General features: G+C 42.9%; 28 protein-coding genes. 23 read left to right on the forward strand and 5 right to left on the reverse strand.

What is annotated here, in order from left to right; genetic code table 11:
* The first annotated feature begins 11 nt into the window (after window positions 1-11).
* On the forward strand, window positions 12-866 hold the full coding sequence (locus tag EXT48_RS06160; protein ID WP_130163889.1) for an acyl-CoA thioester hydrolase/BAAT C-terminal domain-containing protein: 855 nt from the start codon (window positions 12-14) through the stop codon (window positions 864-866).
* A gap of 43 nt (window positions 867-909) precedes the next feature.
* Here the strand turns inward: EXT48_RS06160 and EXT48_RS06165 are convergent, their stop codons facing one another.
* A complete protein-coding gene (locus EXT48_RS06165) occupies window positions 910-1,674 on the reverse strand; it encodes a helix-turn-helix domain-containing protein (protein WP_130163890.1) in 765 nt (254 codons plus the stop codon).
* A complete protein-coding gene (locus tag EXT48_RS06170; protein WP_130163891.1) occupies window positions 1,652-2,113 on the reverse strand; it encodes a carboxymuconolactone decarboxylase family protein in 462 nt (153 codons plus the stop codon). The genes EXT48_RS06165 and EXT48_RS06170 overlap by 23 nt, the downstream gene beginning before the upstream one ends.
* Window positions 2,114-2,246: 133 nt before the next feature.
* On the opposite strand from EXT48_RS06170, the gene EXT48_RS06175 reads away from it, so the two are divergent.
* From EXT48_RS06175 to EXT48_RS06185, 3 genes are all read left to right on the forward strand, one after another.
* A complete protein-coding gene (locus tag EXT48_RS06175) occupies window positions 2,247-3,254 on the forward strand; it encodes a phytanoyl-CoA dioxygenase family protein (protein WP_130163892.1) in 1,008 nt (335 codons plus the stop codon).
* Between the two features lie 115 nt (window positions 3,255-3,369).
* Window positions 3,370-3,840 (forward strand): DUF3291 domain-containing protein, encoded by a 471-nt coding sequence (locus EXT48_RS06180; RefSeq protein ID WP_130163893.1) that lies wholly within the window; start codon window positions 3,370-3,372, stop codon window positions 3,838-3,840.
* Window positions 3,841-3,959: 119 nt separating this feature from the next.
* Complete coding sequence (locus tag EXT48_RS06185) at window positions 3,960-4,178, forward strand: DUF6500 family protein (RefSeq protein ID WP_069019013.1); 219 nt, start codon at window positions 3,960-3,962, stop codon at window positions 4,176-4,178.
* A 51-nt stretch (window positions 4,179-4,229) separates the two neighbouring features.
* Here EXT48_RS06185 and EXT48_RS06190 read toward each other — a convergent pair whose 3' ends face one another.
* Window positions 4,230-4,415, reverse strand: coding sequence for a hypothetical protein (locus EXT48_RS06190; protein WP_010604566.1), 186 nt, complete (start codon window positions 4,413-4,415; stop codon window positions 4,230-4,232).
* Window positions 4,416-4,561: 146 nt separating this feature from the next.
* Here EXT48_RS06190 and EXT48_RS06195 point away from each other — a divergent pair, with 146 nt between their 5' ends.
* From EXT48_RS06195 to EXT48_RS06235, 9 genes are all read left to right on the forward strand, one after another.
* Window positions 4,562-5,359, forward strand: a complete 798-nt coding sequence (locus tag EXT48_RS06195; protein ID WP_130163894.1) for a PhzF family phenazine biosynthesis protein — start codon at window positions 4,562-4,564, stop codon at window positions 5,357-5,359.
* A complete protein-coding gene (locus tag EXT48_RS06200; RefSeq protein ID WP_130163895.1) occupies window positions 5,346-5,786 on the forward strand; it encodes a GNAT family N-acetyltransferase in 441 nt (146 codons plus the stop codon). Before EXT48_RS06195 ends, EXT48_RS06200 begins: the two co-directional genes overlap by 14 nt.
* A gap of 41 nt (window positions 5,787-5,827) precedes the next feature.
* Window positions 5,828-6,286 (forward strand): YaiI/YqxD family protein, encoded by a 459-nt coding sequence (locus EXT48_RS06205; protein WP_010371749.1) that lies wholly within the window; start codon window positions 5,828-5,830, stop codon window positions 6,284-6,286.
* Between the two features lie 2 nt (window positions 6,287-6,288).
* Window positions 6,289-6,726: a GFA family protein gene (locus EXT48_RS06210; RefSeq protein WP_130163896.1), complete on the forward strand. Its 438-nt coding sequence runs from the start codon at window positions 6,289-6,291 to the stop codon at window positions 6,724-6,726.
* A complete protein-coding gene (locus EXT48_RS06215; RefSeq protein ID WP_130163897.1) occupies window positions 6,723-7,118 on the forward strand; it encodes an ACT domain-containing protein in 396 nt (131 codons plus the stop codon). The genes EXT48_RS06210 and EXT48_RS06215 overlap by 4 nt, the downstream gene beginning before the upstream one ends.
* Window positions 7,119-7,149: 31 nt before the next feature.
* Window positions 7,150-7,698, forward strand: coding sequence for an HPP family protein (locus tag EXT48_RS06220; protein WP_130163898.1), 549 nt, complete (start codon window positions 7,150-7,152; stop codon window positions 7,696-7,698).
* A 31-nt stretch (window positions 7,699-7,729) separates the two neighbouring features.
* Window positions 7,730-8,263 carry a GrpB family protein gene (locus tag EXT48_RS06225; RefSeq protein WP_130163899.1) on the forward strand — a complete coding sequence of 178 codons (534 nt, stop codon included), beginning with the start codon at window positions 7,730-7,732 and terminating at the stop codon, window positions 8,261-8,263.
* A gap of 293 nt (window positions 8,264-8,556) precedes the next feature.
* Window positions 8,557-9,057, forward strand: a complete 501-nt coding sequence (locus EXT48_RS06230) for a GNAT family N-acetyltransferase (protein ID WP_130163900.1) — start codon at window positions 8,557-8,559, stop codon at window positions 9,055-9,057.
* Between the two features lie 175 nt (window positions 9,058-9,232).
* A complete protein-coding gene (locus EXT48_RS06235) occupies window positions 9,233-10,207 on the forward strand; it encodes a transposase (protein ID WP_130163901.1) in 975 nt (324 codons plus the stop codon).
* Window positions 10,208-10,374: 167 nt separating this feature from the next.
* Here EXT48_RS06235 and EXT48_RS06240 read toward each other — a convergent pair whose 3' ends face one another.
* Window positions 10,375-12,789: a hypothetical protein gene (locus EXT48_RS06240; protein ID WP_130163902.1), complete on the reverse strand. Its 2,415-nt coding sequence runs from the start codon at window positions 12,787-12,789 to the stop codon at window positions 10,375-10,377.
* 74 nt (window positions 12,790-12,863) lie between these two features.
* On the opposite strand from EXT48_RS06240, the gene EXT48_RS06245 reads away from it, so the two are divergent.
* A complete protein-coding gene (locus EXT48_RS06245) occupies window positions 12,864-14,609 on the forward strand; it encodes an MFS transporter (protein ID WP_130163903.1) in 1,746 nt (581 codons plus the stop codon).
* Between the two features lie 89 nt (window positions 14,610-14,698).
* Window positions 14,699-15,964, forward strand: a complete 1,266-nt coding sequence (locus EXT48_RS06250; protein ID WP_130163904.1) for an amidohydrolase family protein — start codon at window positions 14,699-14,701, stop codon at window positions 15,962-15,964.
* Between the two features lie 176 nt (window positions 15,965-16,140).
* Here EXT48_RS06250 and EXT48_RS06255 read toward each other — a convergent pair whose 3' ends face one another.
* Entirely contained in the window at window positions 16,141-16,404 is a 264-nt protein-coding gene (locus tag EXT48_RS06255; RefSeq protein WP_130163905.1) for a RebB family R body protein, read from the reverse strand.
* Window positions 16,405-16,803: 399 nt separating this feature from the next.
* On the opposite strand from EXT48_RS06255, the gene EXT48_RS06260 reads away from it, so the two are divergent.
* The 8 genes from EXT48_RS06260 (at window position 16,804) to EXT48_RS06295 (ending at window position 24,555) form a co-directional block, all read left to right on the forward strand.
* Window positions 16,804-18,108, forward strand: a complete 1,305-nt coding sequence (locus tag EXT48_RS06260; RefSeq protein ID WP_130163926.1) for an NAD(P)/FAD-dependent oxidoreductase — start codon at window positions 16,804-16,806, stop codon at window positions 18,106-18,108.
* 545 nt (window positions 18,109-18,653) lie between these two features.
* Window positions 18,654-19,301 (forward strand): TetR/AcrR family transcriptional regulator, encoded by a 648-nt coding sequence (locus EXT48_RS06265; RefSeq protein WP_045988222.1) that lies wholly within the window; start codon window positions 18,654-18,656, stop codon window positions 19,299-19,301.
* Window positions 19,298-20,242, forward strand: coding sequence for an HlyD family secretion protein (locus EXT48_RS06270; protein WP_130163906.1), 945 nt, complete (start codon window positions 19,298-19,300; stop codon window positions 20,240-20,242). The genes EXT48_RS06265 and EXT48_RS06270 overlap by 4 nt, the downstream gene beginning before the upstream one ends.
* Window positions 20,242-21,174, forward strand: a complete 933-nt coding sequence (locus EXT48_RS06275; RefSeq protein WP_130163907.1) for an ABC transporter ATP-binding protein — start codon at window positions 20,242-20,244, stop codon at window positions 21,172-21,174. Before EXT48_RS06270 ends, EXT48_RS06275 begins: the two co-directional genes overlap by 1 nt.
* Window positions 21,158-22,300 (forward strand): ABC transporter permease, encoded by a 1,143-nt coding sequence (locus EXT48_RS06280; protein WP_130163908.1) that lies wholly within the window; start codon window positions 21,158-21,160, stop codon window positions 22,298-22,300. The genes EXT48_RS06275 and EXT48_RS06280 overlap by 17 nt, the downstream gene beginning before the upstream one ends.
* A gap of 62 nt (window positions 22,301-22,362) precedes the next feature.
* Window positions 22,363-22,989 carry a LysE family translocator gene (locus tag EXT48_RS06285; RefSeq protein ID WP_130163909.1) on the forward strand — a complete coding sequence of 209 codons (627 nt, stop codon included), beginning with the start codon at window positions 22,363-22,365 and terminating at the stop codon, window positions 22,987-22,989.
* 49 nt (window positions 22,990-23,038) lie between these two features.
* A complete protein-coding gene (locus EXT48_RS06290) occupies window positions 23,039-23,839 on the forward strand; it encodes an AraC family transcriptional regulator (protein ID WP_130163910.1) in 801 nt (266 codons plus the stop codon).
* Between the two features lie 92 nt (window positions 23,840-23,931).
* Window positions 23,932-24,555 (forward strand): LysE family translocator, encoded by a 624-nt coding sequence (locus EXT48_RS06295; RefSeq protein WP_130163911.1) that lies wholly within the window; start codon window positions 23,932-23,934, stop codon window positions 24,553-24,555.
* Window positions 24,556-24,583: the final 28 nt, after the last annotated feature.

The following is a 24,583-nucleotide window of genomic DNA, read 5'->3' on the forward strand; positions in this document are numbered from 1 at the left end:
AAGGTAATAAAATGATGAAAACTATAATGCCATTTTCTTTGGTAGGACTTCTTGCGGCCTGTTCAAACACGACTATACCAGATGTTAAACGTCAGTTTATCGATGATGGTCAGACTCATCCATTGGTTGTGGTGTTAGGTGGCAGCGAGGGGGGGAATACACTCGCTAATCCTCAGTGGAAACCATTTTTAGATGGGTTTAATGATATTGGTGTCTCAGTAGCGGCACTTGGTTATTATGGCACTGAAAATACATCGAGCAGTGCAGCTGAATTATCTTTGAATGATATAGCCAAACGGATAAAAGCATTGAGTGCAGATCCAAAGATAAACCCAAATTGCGTAGCGGTGTATGGTTTTTCTAAAGGAGCGGAGCTTGCGTTATTACTCGGTGCGCACTTTGATGAGATAAACCATGTAGTGTCCGTTATGCCTAGTCACGTAAGCTGGAATGCTGTTAAGACCTTGTCTTCTCGCTCGAGCTGGACACTTAGCGGCAATGCTCTGGACTACATTGATGCACCCCTGTTGTCATGGAAAATGCAAAAAGGGAACGTAACGGGAGAGTTTACACCTGCCTTTGAGGCTGCATTGGCAGAGGCAACGCCTGAAGCAATTGCAACCGCTCGCATCCCGGTTGAAAACACCAATGGGCCAGTGCTGCTGGTCTCTGCCAAACACGATGAAATTTGGCCATCGTACAAAATGGCCGGATATATTGAAGCTGATTTACGCGAAGCTAGTTTTTCTCATCCATTTAAACATATCGCACTTAACTCGGGTCACTACAGCTTTAACAAAAAAGTGCAAACTGAGGTAAATCAATTTTTAAGCGAAACCTTGGTAGCACGTTGCGCGAATAAATAGTAATGAATTCACCTTGCTTTTATATTCTTGGTCGTTGAAAAATTTACCGAGCTGCAGGTAACGTTGTGTCTGCAGCTTTTAGTCGCTTTGTGTATTTTGTCGGTGTGATCTGAAAGATAGTTTTAAACTCGCGAATAAGATGAGATTGATCAGCGTAGCCGCAATCTAGCGCGAGTTGAGCGATGTTAATGTCAGGCGTTTCTCTCAGTTTTTGTTTAGCCAATCGAACTCTATAAATGCGAGCTAAATGTTTAGGGGTGATCCCACAATGTGTTTTAACTTGTCTCTCTAATTGCCGTTTTCCGATCGGAGTTTGAGCATATGCTTGCTCTAAAGGGGTCATTGAAACAATATGCTCAAGGAGTATTTGGGTATGTAGAATAGAGTTCTGTCGAGGAATTGGCATATTCAATATCGGCTCTAGAAGTCGAAGTAATGCTGTCAGGTTGGCACTAGTTTGTAGCGTGTTCAACAAGGGCAATATATTATTGGGATTTGCTATAGGGTGTTGCAGCGTTTTCAGAAATGCCAGTCCCGCGGGTTTAAAGCGGATCCCGAAAAAACATGCCTGTTCAGAATAGTTGACTTTGCTAGACTGAATGGCAATTGGTTGCAGATAAAAGGGGGCTGTGAGCTGATTGTCATTGAAGCTAACGAGTCCACGAAGAGGGAAAATAAATCCAGTTGCCCCGTCGCTTGGAAGCCAAGTTTCTCCGCGCTTATGTGATTGTGCAAACCAGATAGCTTGCACATAGTTAGCGATTTCACCTGTTGGGTTTATTAATTCAAGCGTTAGTTCTGTGCTCATTGAACTCTACATTCGGCTTAAACATTTTCACGATCCGATTCCAGCTGTTGATGGCATTAATAGCGATAGTTAACGTGGTCAATTCTTTATCATCAAATTCTACATTAAGTGTTTGATAAAAAGCATCATCAATCACTTGTGCGTTTGTCAGCTTTTCACAAAGCGCTAATGCCAGTTTTTCTTTATTGGTGTATAACGGCATGTCTTGCCATGCACTTAATCCAATAATTCGATTAGTGGTTTCACCATACTCTAGTGCCTGTTTAGTGTGCATTGCAATACAAAAAGCGCATTGATTGATTTGTGATGCTCTAAGTTTAACGAGCTCCCATATTGTGACTCCAAAAGTTGCATGTGCCTGCTGTTTTAATAATTCCTCTTGTCCCAATAAGTGCTGAATAAGCTCAGGTGCCTGATTGAAGTAGTCTGCTCTTTTCATTTCTGGATCCTCATGTTTAGTAATACGTGTAGTGTAATGAGGTGTAAGCGGTAAAAATTGAAAAAAAACGTCTTTGTAATAAAATTTTAAGGAAGGAACACACAACTCTAATTTAAAGGATGGTTGTAAAATAATGTGCGATGTAAACCTTGCTCTAGCGCTTTATCATTTATCCACACTCAAAAAAATCTGGCTTCAGGCCAACGGCACTTTTACAAATAAACAGCAGCAGGTAGAGCCAGTTAGTTTCGAATTATATAAAGCGACTTTTGACATACTGGGTCTAAGTTTGTCTCAAGCACATCAATTACAGTTTCAATATGCTCATGATTACGATAGCTTTATTGATGCAATTGTAACAATTGCTCAGCCGAGTGGTGAAAAAATAGCATTGTTAAAACATGTCACCTGCCACTTACCTTGCCCCGACAGTTATCAAGAAAAAATAGCTGCTGTTCAGAATATGCCGGATGTACTCACTGAGGACGACCTGAAATGCTGGCAGGACAACGGCTATGTCATCGTTAAGAATGCAGTGAGTGCTGAAGGCTGCGCCAATGCGAGAAACGCCATCCAAGACTATTTGGAGATTGAGTTAGCAGACCCAAAGACTTGGTATAAGGTTAACCAAGAAAAAATGAGTCGCAGTATGGTGCATTTGGTACAACATAAAGCACTGGAAGACAATCGGAATTCAATGAGAATTCATAAGGCCTTTAGTCAGTTATGGCAAAGCGAACAACTGATAGTTTCAGCCGATCAGTGTGGGTTCAACCCGCCTGAAACTGCGCAATCTAGTTTTCAAGGTCCTGATCTACATTGGGATTTAGATTTCTCTAAGCAACTCAAGTTTGGTACGCAAGGGATTTTGTATCTATCAGACACTGAAGAAAAACAGGGTGCAACAACGGTTGTACCAGGATTTCACACAAAGCTAGAGTCATGGCTTGCAACAGCTCCATGGGATCCATGTGTTCCAAACACAGAATACTTACATCAACTGGGTTCCAAAGCACTTGCAGCCAATGCCGGAGATATGGTGATTTGGCACCAGTTTTTACCTCATGGTGGTAGCGCGAATACAGCAAACGCACCTCGTATAGTGCAATACATCAATATGCATCCATTCCCCGAAATGTAGAAGGTGAAAAAATCTCTATTTGGTTAAATCTTGTCTTAACTTGGCGGCGAGTAAACAGTAGTATGATTGTGAAGTTTGGGAGAATGTAGCAACTCACCACAAGGAAAAGCCGTCGATGCAATTAGCACAACTCAATATAGCCACCGCTAAATACCAAATGGATGCGCCAGAAATTCAATACTTTGTAGAAAGTTTAGACCGCATTAATTTACTCGCAGAGCAAAGCCCTGGCTTTATTTGGCGCTTAAAAGATGAAACCGGTAATGCAACAGAGATTAAGGCGTTTGATGATCCAAATATTATCGTGAACATGTCTGTATGGCAGTCGGAGCAAGCGCTCAAGGATTTTATGTTTAAAACCGCGCATAAGGAATTTTTGGCGCGTAAAAAGGAATGGTTTCACCGCGCTGAACAGGAAACCTACGTGTTATGGTGGGTTGAAGAGGGCCATATTCCGACGCTAGATGAGGCCAAAGAAAGACTCGATTACCTGCGTCGTTTTGGAGATTCGGCTTATGCCTTTACGTTTAGAAATAGTTTCACCGAACTAGACGTAAGGGAGAGGGAGGCTTGTGAAGAAGATTAATCTTGTGCACTGATGAAATGATAATCAACTGTAAAGGTGTAGAGCCGCGTGGAGTGGTGAATACTGATGATGTTGGTGGTACACTTATCGCAGATCATTATGTATGGATTTAACCAAAAATGCGCTCAGCACTAAGAAGCAAGATAATAGAAGTATGTGATAAAAAAATCGCACAAAAAGGGGATAACGTTGGCGTATCATTTTACGCTTTTTTTGCCAATAAAAACACGGACCCTGCACTACTTATGGAAGCGGCGACTTGGTGGATACAAACTCACGAACTAGACCACTTCGAAAAGGCGTTAAAGATAAAAGCAATGGTTGAAAGTGGAAAATAGGCCTTAAAGGACATGCTCTTGGGCCATCAATCGAGATGACCCAACTGGCAGTTACAGCGTGTAAAACGACACAAAAAATACTGCAACAGATGCAAGTGCAAACATAGTGTACTCGGTGATAGTTTGTTTGCGTTTCTCATCATCAGTTTTAGGGGCTGTTGCTATCATTAGCAGGCTGGTGACAAACATTGCTAATGAATATAAGCATAAGATTGATAAAGTAGCATCTGTAAACATATAAGCCTCGACTTGGTTCTACTCATTTTAACTACGTGCATCATGGTCACACAGATCAACCTCAATACACGTTTATTTAAGTTGTATTCGCTTCTAATTACAGTAAATTATACTGTGTTTTTAGGTGTTTCTGAAAGGAGTAAAAGATGCAAGTTGAGTATTTTGTGGTTGACGCATTTACGCGTAAACGTTTCGGTGGCAATAACGCTGCAATCGTTGAGGTTGAAAATTGGCTTAGCGACGCCCTAATGCAGCAGATAGCCACCGAAAATAACCTTTCCGAAACCGCCTTTTTGAAGCCAACTGGTAACAATCATTATGAGATCCGGTGGTTTTCTCCAATTACTGAAATTGACTTTTGTGGTCATGCCACGCTTGCCGCGGCGTATGTACTTCTTAATCACAAGGGAAAGTCCGGAGAGATAAAATTTCAAACCCAAGAAGTCGGGACACTCACTGTTAAGCAAGTGGCTGATGGTCGCATTGTGATGGAATTTCCGAAATTAGCCCCTGAGTTAACTAAAGCCCCCGACGCATTGCTGGAAGGGCTTAACGTAACACCGACGCGGGTACTTAAAAATCGCCAAGCGTACTTTGTGATTGTTGAGACTGAGCAGCAAGTACGCAGCTGTGAGTACGACAGCGATAAACTGAAAACCCTTGCGCCTTTTGATGTTGTGGTGACAGCAAAAGGCGATGACGTTGATTTTGTGTCTCGTTACTTTTGGCCTGCAAATGGGGGCGATGAAGATCCGGTTACCGGTTCAATTCATGCCGGGTTAGCGCCATATTGGGCAAAGGCGCTAAACAAACAAAAACTTCATGCACATCAGGCTTCAAAACGTGGCGGTGAGCTATTTTGTGAAGTGACGGATACGAATGTCATCGTATCTGGGTTTGGTGTACTTTACGCAAAAGGAATATTCGAAATTGAGGACGAATAAGATTCACTTCATACCGGCAAAAGAAAGTGACTTTGATTACCTAGTGGCACTGCGTAAAGCGACCATGGTGCCGCACTTAGAAAGTGCCGGACTGTTTTTGACTGAAGCTGAGCATAAAGCCCGAGTATTATACGAATACCCAAGCTCACATTTGATATACGTGAACGAAAAGTGTGTTGGCTTGGCTAAGTTTAAACAACGTGAACATGACTATTACCTGTTTCAACTGCAAATAGAGCCCCAGCAACAAGGAAAGGGGCTCGGTGCGCAAGTCATCAAAAGCTTGATAGAATCCTACTCAACATTGCCTTGGGTATTGACGGTGCTTAAAGCGAATCCCGCGAAGCGTTTATACGAAAAGTTGGGATTTGTGCAGTTTGCTGACGATGAATATGAGTTTCATTTTAGGCGTGAACCTAATCCCTAAATTTAGTATTCTCTAGCCAATTTAAATTTAAAAGAGTTGTTATGGCAAAACAAATATGGGTAGATGCCGATGCCTGTCCCGTGGTGATAAAAGAAATGCTGTTTCGCGCTGCAGTGCGTACTTCTACCACGGTTACATTGGTTGCAAATCAATATCTAAAAACGCCTCCGTCTCCTTTTATTCAAAAGCTTCAAGTCCCAAAGGGATTTGATATTGCGGATAACGAAATCGTGAAGCGCGTGAATGAAGGTGATTTGGTTATTACGGGCGACATTCCACTTGCAGATGAAGTCATTGAGAAAAAGTGCACCGCACTCAACACGCGCGGTGAATTGCTGACAAAAGAAAATATAAAATCTCGCTTAAATATTCGTGACTTTATGGACACGATGCGTGCCAGCGGCGTACAAACTCAAGGGCCACCGCCTTTGTCTCAAGCTGATAAGCAAAATTTCGCAAATCAATTGGATACTTGGATCACCAGAAACACAAAGGGGTAGGTATGGCTTATAAGGCAAGTTGTTTGTGTAAAGCGATTCAAGTTGAGATCCGTGGACCAATCAGCGATATCATTCACTGTCATTGCTCCTTGTGTCGTAAGTCTACAGGCACAGCTTATGCGACTAATGGCTTTGTGCTGTGGAGTGATTTTGTGATTCTCAGTGGCGAAGAGGCACTAAACATCTTCGAGTTTAAACCTGGAAGAAAGCGCCATTTTTGCAAACATTGTGCAAGTCCAATTTTTAGTTCGAACGAAAGCGAGCCAAAGCGGGTGAGGTTAAGACTTGGCATTTTGGACTCGGATATCAAAGAGCGGCCAATATCACATAATTTTGTCTCTTCAAAAGCCAATTGGGACGACTTAGACGCGCCGCTTCCTCGTTACGATGCATTTGAGCCTAGTCGCGATTTATCAACAACATCGGGAGGTAACTTGTGACGGGTATTAGTGATTTATCGCAATTATTAAAAGACATTTCCCCGACGCTTGATGAAACACCTTATGTATTTTGTACAGTGCAAAAAAGCCTTGCTGAGTGCGTAATTTTCAATCCAATTGCGACCCTTATGGAGCGCGAGGGGTTAACGCTGGTAGTCACCAAGCAAATGGCAGACGAGCATGGATTGGATTACAGCTGTGTGATGAATAAAATTACTTTGCAAGTGCATTCGAGCTTAGAAGCCGTAGGGTTAACTGCTGCATTTTCCAATGCGCTAAAAGGTGCAGATATTAGCGCGAATGTAATTGCGGGCTTCTATCATGATCATATTTTTGTGCCCGTAAATGATGCTAAGCGGGCGGTACTCGCGATACAAACGTTGGCAAAATGACATTGATAAATCTCGAAGGTTATTAGGTAGCATGAAAGTTTACTTTAAAAGAATGGCCTCTAAAGGTGTGTGTCCTCCGAGAAAACCGCTTAAGAAAATCCTTTGGTCATGGGTTGGTGCAATGGTGGGGATCTTGTTGATTACGGTGATTTCTAACCTCGCTTTACCATATGGTGTTGGCAGCGCATTGCTCATTGGCTCTTTTGGTGCAACTGCTGTTTTACTCTATGGCGCTCCTATGGCAGAGTTCTCTCAACCGAGGAATTTACTGGGCGGGCATTTCTTTTCAGCTTTACTCGGCGTCAGCATTTTTATTTTGCTTGGAGAAGAGAGTCTGTTTGCAGCACCGCTTGCGGTATCGCTCTCAATTGTTGTAATGCACTTTACTCGAACCTTGCATCCACCCGGTGGAGCGACCGCGCTAATCGCCATTATTGGTGGTGAGTCGGTTCATAACTTGGGATATATGTATGCATTTTATCCCGTGTTGATGGGGGCTCTGCTGATGTTATTGGTCGCGCTGTCTGTGAACAATATATCGCGCAACCCCAAGCGGCATTACCCAGTTTATTGGTTCTAACTATTTTATATAAAAATTTAAAAGGACAGGCATGTCAAAAATTGAATTCGTCCCTTACCAATTAGTCCCAGCTAGCTTTAATCCATGGCGTGAAATATTTGTTGAAGTGGCAGAAGAAGTGATGGTGGCATTAGCACACCCTGAGCTTGAATTTCTACACTTTGGTTCTAGCTCTTTTAAGGTTGCCGGCAAAGGGATCATCGATATATCTGTGTTATACAAACCTGGGAAACTAACGCAAGCTGTTGAACATCTTAAAAATGTAGGCTTTAAAGATCAGCACAGCGATAATCCATTTCCTGATACTCGTCCTAGAAAAGACATCGCGGTGATGTATCAAGGTGAGTTGTTTCAAGTGCATGCTCATGCTATTGAAAAAGGGAGTGAAGAACATATCAAGCAAGAAAAGTTTAAAGCTTTTATGCTCAGTAATCCTGACGCGCGTGCGGAGTATGAAACTCAGAAACAATTAGTAATAGCGCAAGGTATAGCCTCCCAAGATGAGTATGGAAAAGCTAAAGCGCCATTTGTAAAGCGCACTTTAAAGGACATCCACTTTAATTAACTAAAGCCTGATTAATCATATCTTTATAGCTGTTAGTGTTAGGACAACGACTAAGACCTAACGCTAACAGCTTGCCATTTACTTTATTTAGATACCGTAGTCATTGCAGGATGTGAAATTGGTGTTTATCTAGTTATAAGTTTTAAGGGACAGGGACTTAAGCTTAACCTATGTCGTTTTAGATAATTGCATAATCTTTCGTCGTTTGATTCTAGATATCTGTTTTTATATACAGTATTATTTTGTTTTGCTTGTACACCAACATTAAACCGTAAAATAAAGGAATAGCAGATATGATCCCAACGATTGAAACGAATCGATTAAGATTGGTCGCACCCAATAAAGACGCTTTTGAAACCTATAAAAAATTTTATACAGACGGATCTGCTTCGAAAATGTATGGTGGTCCAATAGGCATAGAGCAAACTTGGGCTAGGCTTAAAGCTGATGTAGGCTCTTGGTATTTACTTGGTTTTGGTGTGTGGGTTATTCAACTAAAGTCGAATGATAGCTATGTTGGTACATGTGGTTTTTGGCAAGGCAAAGAATGGCCAAAAGAATTAACATGGTGGGTGCTACCCGAGGCGAGAGGCCAAGGAGTTGCAACGGAAGCTTCGCTCGCTGTATTAAAACACGCTTACAATGTATTTAATTGGGAAGCTGTCGAGACTTACATGAATGATGATAATGGAGTTGCTCGAGCTTTGGTTGAAAAGCTAGGTGGCGTTAAGGTAAGACGGCAACAATTTAACGATGGCCTGAGCCGAGATATTTATTTTCTTCCAAAACCTTAGCGGTAAATCGTGGTGTTGAGCACAGCTCTGAAAGTTGCAGATTCACCCCATTTTTCGGAATAAAAAGTAACGAATAACTATGGACAGGTACATTTATGTTGATGTTTACAAATTGAAGGTATGTGCCTAAGCTTTAATTTCTTCAATTAGTATTTGCATGTTCAAGGAGTGAACAATGGGATTAGCAAGGAAGTATCAAATCAACTTGTCAAATACACATTATTATCATTGTGTGTCACGTTGCGTCCGCCGCGCCTTTTTGTGCGGTGAAGACATGCTGACTGGCAAGTCTTATGAGCATCGACGGGCCTGGGTTGAAGTGCGATTACTTTTTCTATCCAAAATATTTTGCTTGGATGTTTGCGCTTACGCGGTAATGCCTAATCACACCCATGTGGTGTTGTATATCGATGATAAAAAAGCACAAAGACTCAATGATAAAGCCATTTTACTGCGCTGGAGCAAGCTTTATAAGATATCTTCGCGCGCTCGGCAGTTCCTCCAAGGTGACTGCTTAAATGAGGGGCAAAAAGGTGTGTTGAGCAAAGAAATAAATGAATATAGAAGCCGCTTAGCGAGTATTAGCTGGTTTATGAGAGGGCTCAATGAGCACATCGCTCGACGCGCCAATCAAGAGGATGAATGTACCGGACACTTTTGGGAAGGGAGATTTAAATCTCAGGCCTTGCTTGATGCTTCAGCCTTGTTGGCATGTATGGCTTACGTGGACTTAAACCCCATTCGTGCAAAATTAGCTAGTAACCCCGAAGATTCAGAACACACTAGTATAAAACTTAGGTGTGAGTTTGCAAAAAGATGCAAACAGCCAAAGTATCTAGCGCGGTTTTTAGGAAATACCAAAAAACATATGCACAAAGGTATATCCTTTGAATTACGGTCATATCTAGACTTAGTTGATTCTACTGGAAGATGCATTCGTGCTGATAAAGCGGGATTTATCGATCCGCGTCAAAAACCCATTTTGGAACAATTAGGTCTAGAAGCATGTAATTGGTTTAAACTTACTACCCAGCTTGAGCAAACTTTTCACGGCGCGATCGGTAGAGCAGATTCGATCGAGTCTTATTGTGAGCAACGCAATTTAAGGCGACGCAGTAATATTTCGCAAAGCCAGCGACTTTTTACGTAATATAAACTAACGTAAATGGCCAATTTAATATGGATTGTAAGTGTCTAACTGCTCACTCAGGTTGAGGGAGCAGTTAGTCGTGTATGTTGTATAAAACACTCAATCTTATTTGCACAAAACCGTCGTTTCTACTTTATTTGGCTTTGCAGATTTCCAATTAATTGTTTCTACAAATTGACTATTTTAACCAGCCTAATTGGTTCCCCATCAACGTCAAACTCACCCTTAATCTCAAGTAATCCATTTTTTAATCCTTGTAACTTATCTATTTCAATTACTTGTGTTTGATAAGGTAAGAAAGTAACAGGCCGCTGCCAAAGTGAACCTTCATTTTGAAATGATTGAAATGGAGTAAAATCGACGCGTAATATGCCACTCGATGCACCTGAATAGGGACCGGTTAGCGTAATGGTTATATTGTCTCGAATAGTTACTTCCATTTTTACCCCATCAAAAGGTTTCTCTGGCGTTCGAAGAGGCTTTTGTTGTGTTAATCCGTTCCAACTAATCACTAAGTTCTGAAAGGTATGTTTTGGCAATAGAACACGGTGTTCACCTGAAGCTAGAATTTTTTTGTAGTTACCGTAAGTTAGCGCAATATCATGGATACTGGGATTGTTGACGTAAAGATAGTGCAATCCATCAGAAAAGTAGTCCTGGATGTTGATACCACTTAGCGTAAAGAGCGCATCGTCGCCAAGGGTTGATTGCCATTGCTGCATCAAGCGCTTGAGGGTTTTATTCTCAGTTTGAGTGACTGTCCTTGATTTCTGCTTGCTAAATATTTCGCGAAGTGGGGTCATACAGTCACTTAACTGAGCACTATATTCCACACAGGTGTTAAAGGCTCTGCGAAGTAGCGATGCACCTTTAAAGTGCCAAGGATTAGCGGTTTGTTCATTCGTGATCAAGTAATCATGCGCGGCAAAGTAGGGCGCTACTCTGTGATTATTATTTCGGCCAAGAAGACTTATTTTTTGCAAGCTAAGCGCTGAAATGTCGATTTGGCTCAATTGTAACCTAGCCAGTTGCTCATGGTGTTGTGTTTTCATTTTAATAACTAGCGCATCGTCCTGCTTTGAAAGCGTGAGCGCAAGTTGATGATATTGCTTGATATCCATGCGTAATTGCGGCAGCAATGCGATAGATTTTGCGGAAAACAATGCTTGATTGCTTGAGACCGTTAACTTTACTCCTTCTTGAAGGGTAAATTGCAGTAAGTTGTCTTTACTAAAGTCAACTTCTTCAACTTCAGAGCGTCCAAGACGCGCATCTAAGCTTTGGTTTGTTAAATCAGCGATTAACGCAAAGCCAATTTCCCCACGTCTAATCTGCTCCGGCTCGAAGTCGATTAGTGCTGCAACACTATTCTCATCAAGTGAGTTGATTAGAGGTGTTTTATCTGATGCGGGAAAATCCATCACGACATGTGTAGAAGAAAAGTTTGGATGAATGTCAAGACGATTAAGTGCTTTGCTTTCGGTATTTCTGAGCCAATATGCAGCACCGTTTTGCTCCCAAGGCCCATCGACAATATAAAAACTTGGCGTGGCAGAGCGCACAAACGCTGCAAACTGCTGTTCAAGCTGGGGCCAATTGGGGAAGGTCTGTTTTAAGAGTGCATTGGCAGTTGGCAAGGTGTTTTCAGAGTGCGGGTTTGCGTCCATTAATTTGCCGATAAAGCGTTCAAAATATTGATATCGCTCAGGGTCGCTCAATAAAAAATGTACGATAAAAAAGTTGAGCCCGCGTTTGAGTGATGGATCATCATTGATTGCTTCGAAAGATGGCTGTCCATTTTGGTGATATTGCTGTAAACCTAAGTACAGATAATTCATTGGAGCGCGGTCGAAAACCATCACAGTTAGCTGCTTTTTATTTGGATCATATACGTGGCTTGCAATGGCATCTGCCATCCCCTCAGTGATCCAATTGGGTGCCCAAGTTGAGTGACCGTTCAGAGCCATATGAAACGCATGCATGGTTTCATGGATCACGATGTAGCGCTGGTGATGCTGACGATGACTCGGAAAGTTGTACCCTGCGCGGTTATAAAACATGGTTTCGCCACCAGCCGTTTTATGTACGCCTCGCAAAAAGCCGTCGTCCAGCATGGCTTCTTTTGTACGTTGGCGTGAACTGCCATAAACGACAGCAATTCTCTTTTTATCAATCGCTGCGGGCGCCATACCAAACAATTCAACATAGTGAGGGTAAGACATTTCTAGTAATTCTAAATAGAGTTTTACTTTGTCCTCAGGAAAGTCACTTTTTAGCGCAAAATGCTTACTCACCCACCAGTCATAGCCCCGCGAATTAGCTATTTTTCCATCGCTATAAGTCAGCGGAATTTGTTTACCAACATGTTGGATATCAATGTGTCTCAACGTGCTGACTCGACCATTAACGCTTATTTCAGAGCGCATATCAGCGGGGCTTGGAATAGCGGCAATATCGCTTCTCGTAGTTTTACATCCGCTGAGTAAAGCAAGTATTGCAATTAGAGGAGCAAATACTAGCCGGGGCTTTTGCATAGAGGGTATTCGCCAATAAAAGGTATGGAATAGATAAAATAAAGACATGATACTTTTCTCTCGTTATTATTTGTGTATATTGTATGCAATATAAAATAACAAAGATAACAGGTATTGTCATTATGCAAAATCAGCAGCAGTGGTGTGAACCAGATCTCAATGAGGCAAATCGGTCAACGTCGCCGTCTGGGTTTGGTCGAACTTTTTACATTGCGAATATCATGGAAATATTTGAGCGGCTCGCTTGGTATGGCTTCTTCGCCGTGTCATCAATTTATATGACAACACCGAAGTTGCAAGGTGGTATTGGCTTTACTGATATAGAGCGTGGCGCGGTACAGGGTATTATTCCCTTCTTTTTATATCTTTTGCCGGTTGTAACTGGTGCGCTAGGAGATCGCGTTGGGTATAAAAGGATGTTCTTTTTTGCATTTTTGATCATGACGCCAAGCTATTATTTATTGGGACAGGCACAGAGTTTTTGGCCGTTCTTTACCGCGCTGAGCTTTGTTGCCCTAGGTGCCGCCTGCTTTAAACCTGTGGTCGTTGGCACCGTAAGCCACAGCACAAACGATGGTAATCGTGGTCTTGGGTTTGGGATCTTTTATACCATGGTGAATATTGGTGGATTTTTAGGTCCATTGGTTGCGGGATATATGCGAGCCATTAGCTGGGATGCGGTATTTATGATGTCGGCGATTTGGATTGCCATAAACTTTATTCCCTTGATGTTATTTTACAAAGATCCGCAAACATTACCTAAAACCAAGCAATCTTTTACTCAAGTATTAAAAACCGCGCAGTCGGTGCTGGGTAATACGCGTTTAGCACTTACGCTGTTTGTCGCACTGGCGCTATTGATGTCAGCAGGAGTTGGATTTTCTAACTACAGTCAAGCGTTTACTTGGATTGCAATATGGTTAGTAGCTAACTGGGTGTGGGACAGAGTGCTCATAAATCGAGCACCGACTAAAGCATGGTGGCAACAACCGATGAAGGTGAGTAACCTGCCGTTTGCGTTATATTTGCTGATCCTTGCAGGCTTTTGGACTGTTTATAATCAGCTTTTTTATACTTTACCTGTGTATATCCGTGATTATGCAGATACCCGAGATATATTGGCGTGGTTTGGCGATTCTGGCGTCGCGTTTTTAGCACATGTTGATATTGATAAGTTAACTGCTGCCATTTTTGCGCTGTTCAACGAGCTTAAGGAAAGCGGCGCAGTATCCATTGAAACCATTAGGCTTGAATGGGTTCATCTCAAAGTGAATGTCCCGCATGAGCAAATACAGTTGATATTACAAACGCTAAATGCGCTTCACGATAATGGACAGGCACTTTCACAGCACCAAGCGCAAGCCCTTGCTGAACAACTCGTACAATATCGTCAAATCAACCCTGAGTATCTCATTAATTTAGACTTTGCAGCGATCGTAGTCGCACAAATTTTGGTGAGCTTTCTCTGTCAGCGATTTAGACCATTTTATGTGTTAGTCACTGGCTTACTGGTGATGGCGGTTGCGTTTATCGCATTACTTAGCGATAGCGACTGGTTAAGCGGTCAGCTCATTGTCACTGTCATATTGCTTATCGCGCTTGGTGAAATGCTTGCCTCTCCTAAAAGCCAAGAGTATGTCGCGAGTATCGCGCCTCAATCTCAAGCTGCGTTGTATATGGGATACTACTTTGTTTCTATGGCGCTGGGCTTCTTATTTGCTGGATTTTTATCTGGTTGGAGCTATAAAGTGTTGGTGCAAGAAATGGCGGCACCAGAGTTAATGTGGGGGCTATTTGCCGCTATCGCACTTATAACCGCCATTGCATTATTCTGGTTTAACAAAGTGATAATAGACAGAAAAACATAGTTTTTTGAAATGGGAACAGTTATTGGTCGCGATCGGTTTGTTTGCAAGCCATATTCTTTCTACACTCAAGCAAAAAATGAGGAAGTAACATGAATAAAAAAATATGGATGAGTACGGCACTCTTTGTTTCAAGTAGTGTGTACGCGCAAACGTATGTTTTAAATGCTGACTCTGCGATTGATGTGGTGTCAGGCAAGCTTATCTCACCTGCAACTGTGGTCGTTGAAGACAATAAGATTATCTCAGTCGGAAAATCAAATCGTAAAGCCTATCCAAAAGGTGCTGAGGTGATAGACCTAAGTGGCCACACATTATTACCCGGTCTATTTGATATGCATGTCCACTTAACTTCAGACGCACATGTTCATGGCTACAAAAGGTTGCAACGCACTGCACCTCGTGCGGCAATTACTGGTGTTAGAAACGCCAAGCGCACACTAGATGCGGGCTTTACGTCAGTTCGTAACCTTGGTGCTGCTGGCTATGCTGACATCGCGCTGCGCGATGCCATTATTGATGGTGACGTATCAGGCCCACGTGTAAACGCAGCAGGTCCTTCACTTGGGATCACTGGCGGCCATTGTGACAACAACCTCCTAACCCATGAGCATAAAGTATTTTCAGAAGGGGTGGCTGATGGACCTTGGGCAGTAAGGCAAAAGGTACGTGAAAATATTAAATATGGCGCTAACTTAATCAAGTTCTGTGCAACGGGTGGCGTACTATCTAAAGGCACTAAAGTGGGTGCTCAGCAATATTCCCAAGAGGAAATGACAGCGATTGTGACCGAAGCACACTTACGCGGTTTAACGGTTGCTGCCCACGCGCACGGCACGGATGGTATCAAGTCTGCAATTAAAGCAGGAGTGAACTCAGTAGAGCATGTAAGTTTTGTGGATGATGAAGCCATTCAGCTAGCCAAAGACAAAGGCACGTACTTCTCTATGGATATCTACAATACGGAATATATCCTTGGTGAGGGCGAAAAGGCAGGAATTTTACCAGAGAGTTTAGATAAAGAGCGTAAAGTGGGTGCTACTCAGCGTACCAGTTTCACAAAAGCGGTAAAAGCAGGCGTGAATATGGTGTTTGGCTCTGACGCTGGCGTTTATCCTCACGGTGACAATGGTAAGCAGTTTAGCCGCATGGTGAAATTTGGCATGACTGAACTACAAGCCTTACAGGCTGCCACTATTAACTCGGCGACGTTACTCAAGCAAAATACACAATTAGGCTCGCTTGAGGCGGGGAAACTTGCTGATATTATTGCGGTTAAAGGCAACCCACTAAAAGACATTAGTGTGATGGAAAACGTCACCTTTGTGATGAAAGACGGCAAAGTAGAAAAGCAATAATTTAGCGTATACGCAGAACTTGCTCTAAGTTCTGCGTAGACGCGATGAGAAGCTGGTTGGAATTTTTTTTAGCTTCACTCTAGCATGCTAGGCTGCCTTAGAGGTTATAAGGAAGCTTTCCTGCACTGCCCATAGTTTTTCCTTGCATTGACTCGGGGAATAGGGCGTGTTTGTTACTATCTGTAAATTTTCATAGCAACCATTGATGCTGCGGTATCCACATTCATTAGGGTATTCACTCCCTGTGTCAAAGCCGCTTGAGCAGTGACATTGTTATTTTGTTGCCCATTGATAGCGTTATGTGCGGCGTTTGACAATGCTTGGCTCACGGCAAGCATGAGCTTACTTGTTGCTAATGCTGGTGAGTCTCCAAGCACTTTAGCGTTTGTTTGAGACACTGAATCGGTAACTTGACTATTTACTGCAGTTGGAAATGCCATGTATATCTCCTTTAAATAGCTAATACAAAAAGACACATAACCCGTGAAGTGCAGAGATACTATTCTCGGCTCAGAGTATGCTTACATTCAGTCTAGTCTCTATATTAGAAAGTGCATTCAACCTTGAAGGTTAGTACAACAATTATCTAGAACTGAATGTAAAATTGAGCGGCAGGGGGGTTACCTTCGCGGTTATACGAACCGCATTTTTTGGCTCTGAGCGTCCTTGGACTTGGGAAAACTGTTGAATAATTTTGACGTTATCCGCTGACAAATGAGCTAAAAAGGCGCACAATAGTAGGCGTTGCCAGACAAGGTATTTCATGATGGATTTGAAATACCTAAGTGCTTTTTCAAGACCCTAGAGTACTTAAGTATTATACTTTTAAGGGCAACATGATGAATACGCAACTTCCTAAAATCGTGATAGTCGGTGGTGGTGCTGGTGGCTTAGAGCTGGCAACACAATTAGGGCATAAACTCGGAAAAAAACGCCAAGCGGAAATCTTATTAATTGATAAAAATCGCAGTCATATTTGGAAACCGCTGCTTCATGAAGTCGCGACAGGGTCTATTGACGCTGACTTAGATGGAGTGGTTTATTCTGCTCATGCAGCAAAGCATTATTATCAGTTTCAACTCGGCAGTTTTAGCCACGTAGACTCAACCAATAACACCATCACGCTGAGCGAGCTAAAAGACGAACTCGGTCATCGTATTCTCCCAAAGCGACAAGTTAGCTATGACTATTTAGTGCTTGCCATTGGTAGTATTAGCAATGATTTTAATACGCCGGGGGTCAAGGATCATTGCTTCTTTCTCGATTCAAATCAGCAAGCTGAGCGATTTCAGCATGCACTCCTCGATAACTTTACACGCTTACACCAAGACGATGACCCGAAGCACTCGTTAACCATTGGCATTGTTGGTGGTGGCGCTACTGGCGTTGAGCTTTCTGCTGAGCTGTATCATGTATCAGACATGTTGAAAATGTACGGGCTGAGTAAAATGACAGCCAAACGCCTTCGTATTGATTTAATAGAAGCAGGTCCTCGAATATTACCTGCATTACCTGAGCGTATTGCTAATTCAGCCAAACGGGAGCTTGTGAAGCTCGGTGTCACGGTGCGAGAAGGCACCCAGGTAAAGCAGGCAACTGAAGACAGTTTTATTACTAAAGAAGATGAACAGCTAAAGGCAGACATCAAGGTGTGGGCTGCGGGGGTAAAAGCTCCTGACTTTATTAAAGATATTGGGCTGTTCGAGCTTACTCGCAATAATCAAATTAAGGTAAATCAATACTTACAAAGCAGTGTAGATGAGCATATTTATGTCATCGGTGATTGCTGCGCATTTACCCAAGCGGATGGTACTCAAGTGCCGCCGCGTGCTCAGTCGGCCCATCAAATGGCGCAATGTGTAGAGAAAAATCTAATCGCAACACTAAAAAATCAGCCTTTATACGAGTTTACCTATAGTGATCACGGCTCTTTAGTGAATTTATCTCGTTATAGCACCGTTGGTAGTTTAATGGGAAACCTAACCAGCAATAGCTTTTTTATTGAAGGCAAGATAGCGCGATTCATGTACATCTCATTGTATAGAATGCATCAGCGCGCAATCCATGGTATCGCAAAAACCTTTGCACTATGGATAAGCGAAAAGGTGCTTAGAGTGGTGCGGCCAAAAATGAAACTGCACTAAGTTAATCTGACTTCAGATAATTAATGTCTTTCTAGCAGCTAGTTTTAGCGCTAGCTGCGTTGAAATCGCTTCCAGCTATTGGTGCGTAAATACGCCTTGCCTACAGGATGTAGGTACCAGCGTGATAGCAGGGCACGAGAGCAGAGTTATCCTCAAAACTCTCTGGCTAAGTGAAGCAATTTTTAGCATTTCAAAAGCCGATGAAATTCGGCCTTTTTGCTTTGTTGACTTCGCTATTTGAATATCAACTATTAAGTGACTGTCCATGATAACGGCCTATGAAATTCGGCTTTTTGCTTTGTTGGCTTCGCTGTTTGAATATCAACTGTTAAGTGACTGTCCACGATAATGGCCTTGTAATCACGTCATAACTTACTCAATTTGTGTGCCTGTCCATGAAAAGGTCCATGAAAAGGTCAGATAACCAATGAAAGCTTGATGTAGATTAGTGATTAATCATTTCCTCTTTTTTGATTAACGAAAGCTGTCGTGAAGCTTGCACATTTGTCCTAGTATATTAATCAAGTGATTAATGGAGTTGAAACATGACAAATAAGCTAACGGAAGCCGCTGTTACCCCGAGAGAAAAGCTCATCACCGCTGGTAAATGTTTGTTTATTAACCGCGGATATAATCGAGTCACGACCAGAGCAATTGCGGACCTTGCAGAGGTAAACATTGCTTTGATTAAGTACTACTTCGGCGATAAAGCGGGGCTGTTTGAAGCGGTATTTCGCGAAGTTGCAGCACCTCTACTGAGCTTGCTTGAAGGGATTAAAAAATCACAGTTACGCGAACTCTCACCGCTCATTTTAACTCAGTTTATAGAGCGCTACTTTCAGGTGATGAGCCAATACCCAACGCTACCTAAGATCATTTTTATGGCACTACATGATACGCACTCTAAAGAGCATGAAATCATAAAAAAGATTTTCTTTGAGCATGTAGAGAACGGTGTCAGTACCTTAAATTCGACCTTTCAAACGCTTTCGCCTGCAGAGCCCATTCGAGCTGAATGGTTACTTTTAACCTGTCTTGGCTTGTCGGCATTTCCTTTTTTGGTGCCACCTGTGATGCAGCCGCTACTTGGTATCGAAAACTCGGATACTGAGCAGTGGCGCTCCCTTGGCAAACATCAGCAAGCTATTTTTAACGTGTTTCTATCCCAGCATATTGAACGGAAAACATCATGAAAACACCGTTTTACATCATTAGTTTTGTGTTATTGACGCTTTTGGTTGGTTGCTCTAAACCCGAGCGTAAAATCTTCGGCATTATCGAACGACCGCAGGTGCAGATCAGCAGCCCAACCGGAGAGTTATTAGTTGAGTTGCTGGTCGAGCGCGGCGATAAAGTGGTAAAAGGGCAGCCACTGGCGAAAATCGATGACGTAGTGCAGCAACAACAGGTTAATGCTATTGAACAGCAAATCGCGCGCTTGCAAGCGCAATATAGATTGTTACTCTCTGGCACCCGAGTTGAACAAGTCAAACAAGCCAAAGCAAGGGCCCATGCAGCACAGGCCGCTTGGGAAGAAGCTCAGCGGCAACTTGTTCGACAGAGGCAGTTAATCAAAGACAAGTTGACCTCTCAAGATAGGGTTGATGCCGCCTCAGCCAATGTCGAGTCGACACTTGGTATTTTGCAAGAGGCCCAAGCGCGTTTGAAAGAGCTTGAAAATGGCACGAGAGAGGAGACAATCGAACAAGCAAAAATCGCAATTACAGAAGCACAAACACAGCTAATTATTGCCAACAAGCAGCTCGCTGATCTTACCCTTAAAGCACCCGCTTCCGGCATTGTCGAGGATTTACCTTGGCTTGTTGGTGAGCGTCCCATTAAAGGTGCACCGATTATTTTGCTGGCTGCTGACGACAAAACATTCGCTCGACTTTATCTGCCGCAAACCCAGCTTGCTAAAGTCTCTTTGGGAAGTGTGCTAAATGTGCATTTCGATGGCAGTGATAAAAGTCTACAAGGCACCGTCAGCTACATTAGCCAAAGCGCGAGCTTCACGCCTTATTTTGCACTTTCACAAGAGGAAAGAGCACGTTTGATGTATGTGGTGGAAGTGCTGCTCACTGATAAAGTGACTGTCCCGTCAGGCACGCCGGTTTGGGTGGAGCTGCAATAATGACCAAGGAAATCGTGATCCAAAGTAAAGGTTTGGGTAAGCAGTTTAACGACTATTGGGCGGTTTCAGACCTAGACCTTACCGTAAAACAGGGCGAAATTTACGGTTTTCTGGGGCCAAATGGCTGTGGAAAATCAACCACTATCCGGATGTTGACTGGACTGTTAACGCCAACCACAGGTCATGTCAGTATTATGGGAAAGGATGTGCAGGCACATGGTGAAAGCTTGCGTAATCGACTAGGCTACATGACACAAAAATTCTCCCTATACGAGTCGCTAAGTGTGCTGGAGAATCTCGAGTTTGTGGCGAAAATTTATGGTTTATCACGCAATGATGTTAAGCGTAGAGTGGCTGAGCTGCTACAGGAATACCAATTACAAGATAAAAAATCGGTGCAGTCCGGTGCATTGAGTGGTGGACAAAAACAACGCCTCGCGCTTGCCGCCGCTGTTATTCATAAACCAGAGTTGCTCTTTTTAGATGAGCCGACGTCAGCGGTTGACCCGGAAAATCGTCGTGCATTTTGGGAGCAGTTATTTAGTTTAAGTGCGCAGGGCACGACCATTTTAGTGTCTACCCATTATATGGACGAGGCAGAGCGTTGTCACAGGCTTGCTATCTTAGAGCAAGGTGTAAAGCGTGCGGATGATAGTCCCATCGCGCTGATGGAACAGTTAAAGGTTTCGGTGTGCGAAGTTGTGGGTGACGACGTTGCGGCATTAAAAACACGTTTAGCTTCATTACCGAGTGTGATTTCCGTCTCCCAAATAGGTGCTCGCCTAAGGGTGTTGATAAACAAAAAAGAATCACAACCTCTGGCATTATTGCGAGCTGAATCTGGAGGTGGTTACGAAGTGGATTTCACTCGCGCTAACCTCGAGGATGTGTTTGTAACGAGCACAGGGAGGGGCTATGCTGAGCTTGCGTAGGTTAAATGCCATCGTCAGTAAAGAGTTTATGCAGCTGGCACGCGACCGTATTACCTTTGCGATGATTGTGATGTTGCCATTGGCGCAGCTGTTGCTATTTGGTTATGCAATTAATACTGATGTCAGACATGTTTCCGCAGGTATTGTTGATTTTAGTCAGACTTATCAATCCAGACAGTTGATCCAAACCGCAGCCAACACTCAAGTTGTTGACTTTATCGGCTATTACGATTCAATTGCGGCGGCCGAGCAGGCCATTACCAGAGGAAAGGTGAATACCGTGTTGGTTATTCCTGCTGATTTTGTGCGTCGGCAGCTCAATCGTGATTATCGACTGAGTGGCTATAAAGTGGGAAATAGTACAGCGCAACATAGCGTTGCACAGTGGTTGATTGATGGTTCCGATCCGTTATTAAGTGGTGCCGTGGCAGGGCTCAGTAAGTTGCCTATTAGCATCAAGAGGTTACCTATGCCTGCACTGCCAGATCCAGCTTTTGCGCTGCAAAATTACTTTAATCCAGAGAAACGTTCGTCGGTTAATATTATTCCCGGTTTGATTGCTATTATATTAACGATGACGATGATCCTATTTACCTCATCAGCGCTGGTTAGAGAGCGTGAGCAGGGTAATATGGAATTTCTTATCACCACACCGGTTCGGCCAACCGAACTAATGTTAGGTAAAATTCTACCTTACATTCTTGTTGGCTTTATTCAAATGGCGATAATACTATTTTTAGGACATTGGCTATTTGATGTACCGCTCAATTTTGATATGCCAAGTCTACTTATCGTGACGTTGTTGTTTATCACCGCGAGCCTTACCTTAGGGCTGCTAATCTCCACTAAAGCCAAAAACCAATTGCAGGCAATGCAAATGACGGTTTTTGTGTTACTGCCTGCAATATTGCTATCTGGGTTTATGTTCCCATTTGCCGCGATGCCAAGAGCGGCGCAATACCTTGCAGAGATCTTACCTGCCACACATTACGTAAGGTCGATCCGAGCTGTGGTGCTTCGAGGCGCGCACTTTAGCGATTTGTATTTTGATTTACTCTGTTTGGTCGCCTTTAGTGTGATTGGCTTTATGATTGCGACGATGCGCTTTAAAAAGCGATTAGATTAGTTGTGTAAATATGTAGGTACTGATAACTTACAGCGAAGTGTTGTTTTAAAAGGAAAATTTTGATGGACTTGCAATCTCTCGCCGTGTTTGCGGTAGCGTGTCTCGCGATTAACCTCATCCCTGGCCCCGATGTGATCTATATTGTGTCCAACACAATGAAAGGCAAAATGTCAGCAGGGCTAAAGGCTGCGCTGGGTTTAGGCACCGGTTATTTCGTTCATACTATTGCCGCTTGTTTAGGATTATCAGCGATTATTTTGAGCTCAGCTTTCGCGTTTAGTGTGGTGAAATGGCTCGGCGCTGTTTACCTAGTTTATTTGGGTGTTCAGTCGTTATTATCAATGTGGCGTGGCGATAGCCAACTGCAGGTAAAGCAAACCGAGGTTGCAGCAGGCAACGTCTTTATGCAGGGGGTATTAGTGAGTGTTTTAAACCCTAAAGTGGCGCTGTTTTTCCTATCTTTTTTACCACAATTTGTTGACCTTTCAGCACAGTCCACCTCGCTGCAAATTTTAATGCTCGGCATGTTGTTTAGTGCCTTGGCGACAGTTTGTAACTTGATCTACGCGGTAGCCGGAAGCTGGCTATTCAATCGTCCTAATGCTAAGCGGTACTCTCGTGCACTTGAAGGTGTCTCGGGCGTATTGCTGCTGGGATTGGCTGGAAAAGTTATCGCGAGCGAGAAGTAGAGTAGTCAAGGGTGACCAAACAAGGTAAATCAATGTAGTAGAGTTACACGTGGAAAAGTCTAAAATCTGGAAAGACAAGTCTGTTGAGGGTGTCGAGCTTTTATCAGCACAATATACTAAGTTTGAGTTTGCTAAACATTGGCATGATGAGCTGGCCATTGGCGTGATAGAAGAAGGTGCTGAAGGTATTCTCTATGGCGGGCAAAAGTTAATTGTGCCTAAACATCACGTTGTTGCTATCAACCCTTCTGAAGTGCACACCGGATTCCCTGGTGTGCCAAGTGGGTGGCGCTATCGAATGTTTTATTTTGATCTCGCATTTCTACAGCGACTTTTTGACAATATGAGTGTGCACTTAGAGCCCATTGTTAATCGCACCATCATTGATGATAATCGTCTATTTTTAGGTTTATTGCAGCTTCATCAAGCCATGGAGCAAGCCAGTTTCACACTGACAAAAGAGTCGTTGTTGCTGATGACTTTAGAAAAGGTGTTTACTCAGTATGGCTCAGTGACAAACCCTGAAAACACTGCTTTTATTGATACTCACAGCGTGTTTCGTGCAAGAGATTACCTTTTTGATAACTGGCAAGAAAATATTTCACTCGATGAGTTAGAGTGTTTAACGGACAGCACCCGGTTTCAATTAATTAAAGGCTTTAATTCTGCATTTGGCCTGACTCCACACCAATTCCTCCTGCAAATTAAAATCCAAAAAGCCAAGCTGCTGCTTGCTAAGGGCATGACGTGTGTAGACACGGCGCTAACCTGTGGCTTTTATGATCAAAGCCATTTTAGTCGAAACTTTAAGCGGGCATATGGGGTATCACCGTCTAATTACAGGTGCTGATATCTAGGCCTTTGGCTTATTTCAATTTTGTACAAGAACATGCCTTGCAATTTCTGTACTTTGTGTGCTTTCACAAAGGAGAAGTTTCAAGCATGAGTTTGTTTATCATTTGGTTTAGTGCCATGTTCCCGTTAGTTTTTAGTCCAGGACCTGCAAATATCGTATTTGCTGCATCAGGTGCCAATGTCGGAGTGAGGCGATCATTAGGACTCTTGGCCGGAGTTGACATTGTGTATATTCTAAAGTCGCTGCTGGTGGGGTATGGTCTTGGCAAAGTCGTTGAGTCTTACCCCATGGCTTTGAATATTATGCAATTGATAGGTGCTATATACCTTATTTATCTGGCAACGAAGTTTTTTGCCGCGACTAAGAACATCTCTGCAAATGATAACAAAAAATTAGGTTTTATAGATGGGGCGTTGCTGCAAATCTTGAATAGCAAAGGATGGGTATTAGTCTTTATTATGTTTACGCTTTTTAGTGAACAAGCAAATGATACCTTCGGCGCGTTGGGCAATTTAATTCTGGTGTTATGGCTTGCGATACTCAACATTTTGGTGCATTTGGTGTGGATTAAAGCTGGTGATTTGTTGGCGCGAGTGTCGAATGACCCAAATTATAATAAATGGTTGAATCGGTTTTACGGCGGCTGTTTGTATCTGGTCGCGGCTTGGTTAATTTTCGATAATGAAATTTGGCACGAAGGTTTGATCTGAGCAAAAATAAAGGCTTCTAAATAGAAGC

Source organism: Pseudoalteromonas sp. CO348, from assembly GCF_004208845.1.
Taxonomy (GTDB): domain Bacteria; phylum Pseudomonadota; class Gammaproteobacteria; order Enterobacterales; family Alteromonadaceae; genus Pseudoalteromonas; species Pseudoalteromonas maricaloris.

What these genes read in the sequence shown, in the direction of transcription:
- EXT48_RS06170 (WP_130163891.1), bottom strand. Translation starts at nt 2,113, where the DNA reads ATGAAAAGAGCAGACTACTTCAATCAGGCACCTGAGCTTATTCAGCAC.
- EXT48_RS06185 (WP_069019013.1), top strand. Translation starts at nt 3,960, where the DNA reads ATGCGCTCAGCACTAAGAAGCAAGATAATAGAAGTATGTGATAAAAAA.
- EXT48_RS06235 (WP_130163901.1), top strand. Translation starts at nt 9,233, where the DNA reads ATGGGATTAGCAAGGAAGTATCAAATCAACTTGTCAAATACACATTAT.
- EXT48_RS06280 (WP_130163908.1), top strand. Translation starts at nt 21,158, where the DNA reads ATGCTGAGCTTGCGTAGGTTAAATGCCATCGTCAGTAAAGAGTTTATG.
- EXT48_RS06220 (WP_130163898.1), top strand. Translation starts at nt 7,150, where the DNA reads ATGAAAGTTTACTTTAAAAGAATGGCCTCTAAAGGTGTGTGTCCTCCG.
- EXT48_RS06240 (WP_130163902.1), bottom strand. Translation starts at nt 12,789, where the DNA reads ATGTCTTTATTTTATCTATTCCATACCTTTTATTGGCGAATACCCTCT.
- EXT48_RS06255 (WP_130163905.1), bottom strand. Translation starts at nt 16,404, where the DNA reads ATGGCATTTCCAACTGCAGTAAATAGTCAAGTTACCGATTCAGTGTCT.
- EXT48_RS06180 (WP_130163893.1), top strand. Translation starts at nt 3,370, where the DNA reads ATGCAATTAGCACAACTCAATATAGCCACCGCTAAATACCAAATGGAT.
- EXT48_RS06295 (WP_130163911.1), top strand. Translation starts at nt 23,932, where the DNA reads ATGAGTTTGTTTATCATTTGGTTTAGTGCCATGTTCCCGTTAGTTTTT.
- EXT48_RS06190 (WP_010604566.1), bottom strand. Translation starts at nt 4,415, where the DNA reads ATGTTTACAGATGCTACTTTATCAATCTTATGCTTATATTCATTAGCA.
- EXT48_RS06265 (WP_045988222.1), top strand. Translation starts at nt 18,654, where the DNA reads ATGACAAATAAGCTAACGGAAGCCGCTGTTACCCCGAGAGAAAAGCTC.
- EXT48_RS06245 (WP_130163903.1), top strand. Translation starts at nt 12,864, where the DNA reads ATGCAAAATCAGCAGCAGTGGTGTGAACCAGATCTCAATGAGGCAAAT.
- EXT48_RS06210 (WP_130163896.1), top strand. Translation starts at nt 6,289, where the DNA reads ATGGCTTATAAGGCAAGTTGTTTGTGTAAAGCGATTCAAGTTGAGATC.
- EXT48_RS06260 (WP_130163926.1), top strand. Translation starts at nt 16,804, where the DNA reads ATGAATACGCAACTTCCTAAAATCGTGATAGTCGGTGGTGGTGCTGGT.
- EXT48_RS06195 (WP_130163894.1), top strand. Translation starts at nt 4,562, where the DNA reads ATGCAAGTTGAGTATTTTGTGGTTGACGCATTTACGCGTAAACGTTTC.
- EXT48_RS06225 (WP_130163899.1), top strand. Translation starts at nt 7,730, where the DNA reads ATGTCAAAAATTGAATTCGTCCCTTACCAATTAGTCCCAGCTAGCTTT.
- EXT48_RS06230 (WP_130163900.1), top strand. Translation starts at nt 8,557, where the DNA reads ATGATCCCAACGATTGAAACGAATCGATTAAGATTGGTCGCACCCAAT.
- EXT48_RS06250 (WP_130163904.1), top strand. Translation starts at nt 14,699, where the DNA reads ATGAATAAAAAAATATGGATGAGTACGGCACTCTTTGTTTCAAGTAGT.
- EXT48_RS06285 (WP_130163909.1), top strand. Translation starts at nt 22,363, where the DNA reads ATGGACTTGCAATCTCTCGCCGTGTTTGCGGTAGCGTGTCTCGCGATT.
- EXT48_RS06270 (WP_130163906.1), top strand. Translation starts at nt 19,298, where the DNA reads ATGAAAACACCGTTTTACATCATTAGTTTTGTGTTATTGACGCTTTTG.
- EXT48_RS06275 (WP_130163907.1), top strand. Translation starts at nt 20,242, where the DNA reads ATGACCAAGGAAATCGTGATCCAAAGTAAAGGTTTGGGTAAGCAGTTT.
- EXT48_RS06205 (WP_010371749.1), top strand. Translation starts at nt 5,828, where the DNA reads ATGGCAAAACAAATATGGGTAGATGCCGATGCCTGTCCCGTGGTGATA.
- EXT48_RS06160 (WP_130163889.1), top strand. Translation starts at nt 12, where the DNA reads ATGATGAAAACTATAATGCCATTTTCTTTGGTAGGACTTCTTGCGGCC.
- EXT48_RS06165 (WP_130163890.1), bottom strand. Translation starts at nt 1,674, where the DNA reads ATGAGCACAGAACTAACGCTTGAATTAATAAACCCAACAGGTGAAATC.
- EXT48_RS06175 (WP_130163892.1), top strand. Translation starts at nt 2,247, where the DNA reads ATGTGCGATGTAAACCTTGCTCTAGCGCTTTATCATTTATCCACACTC.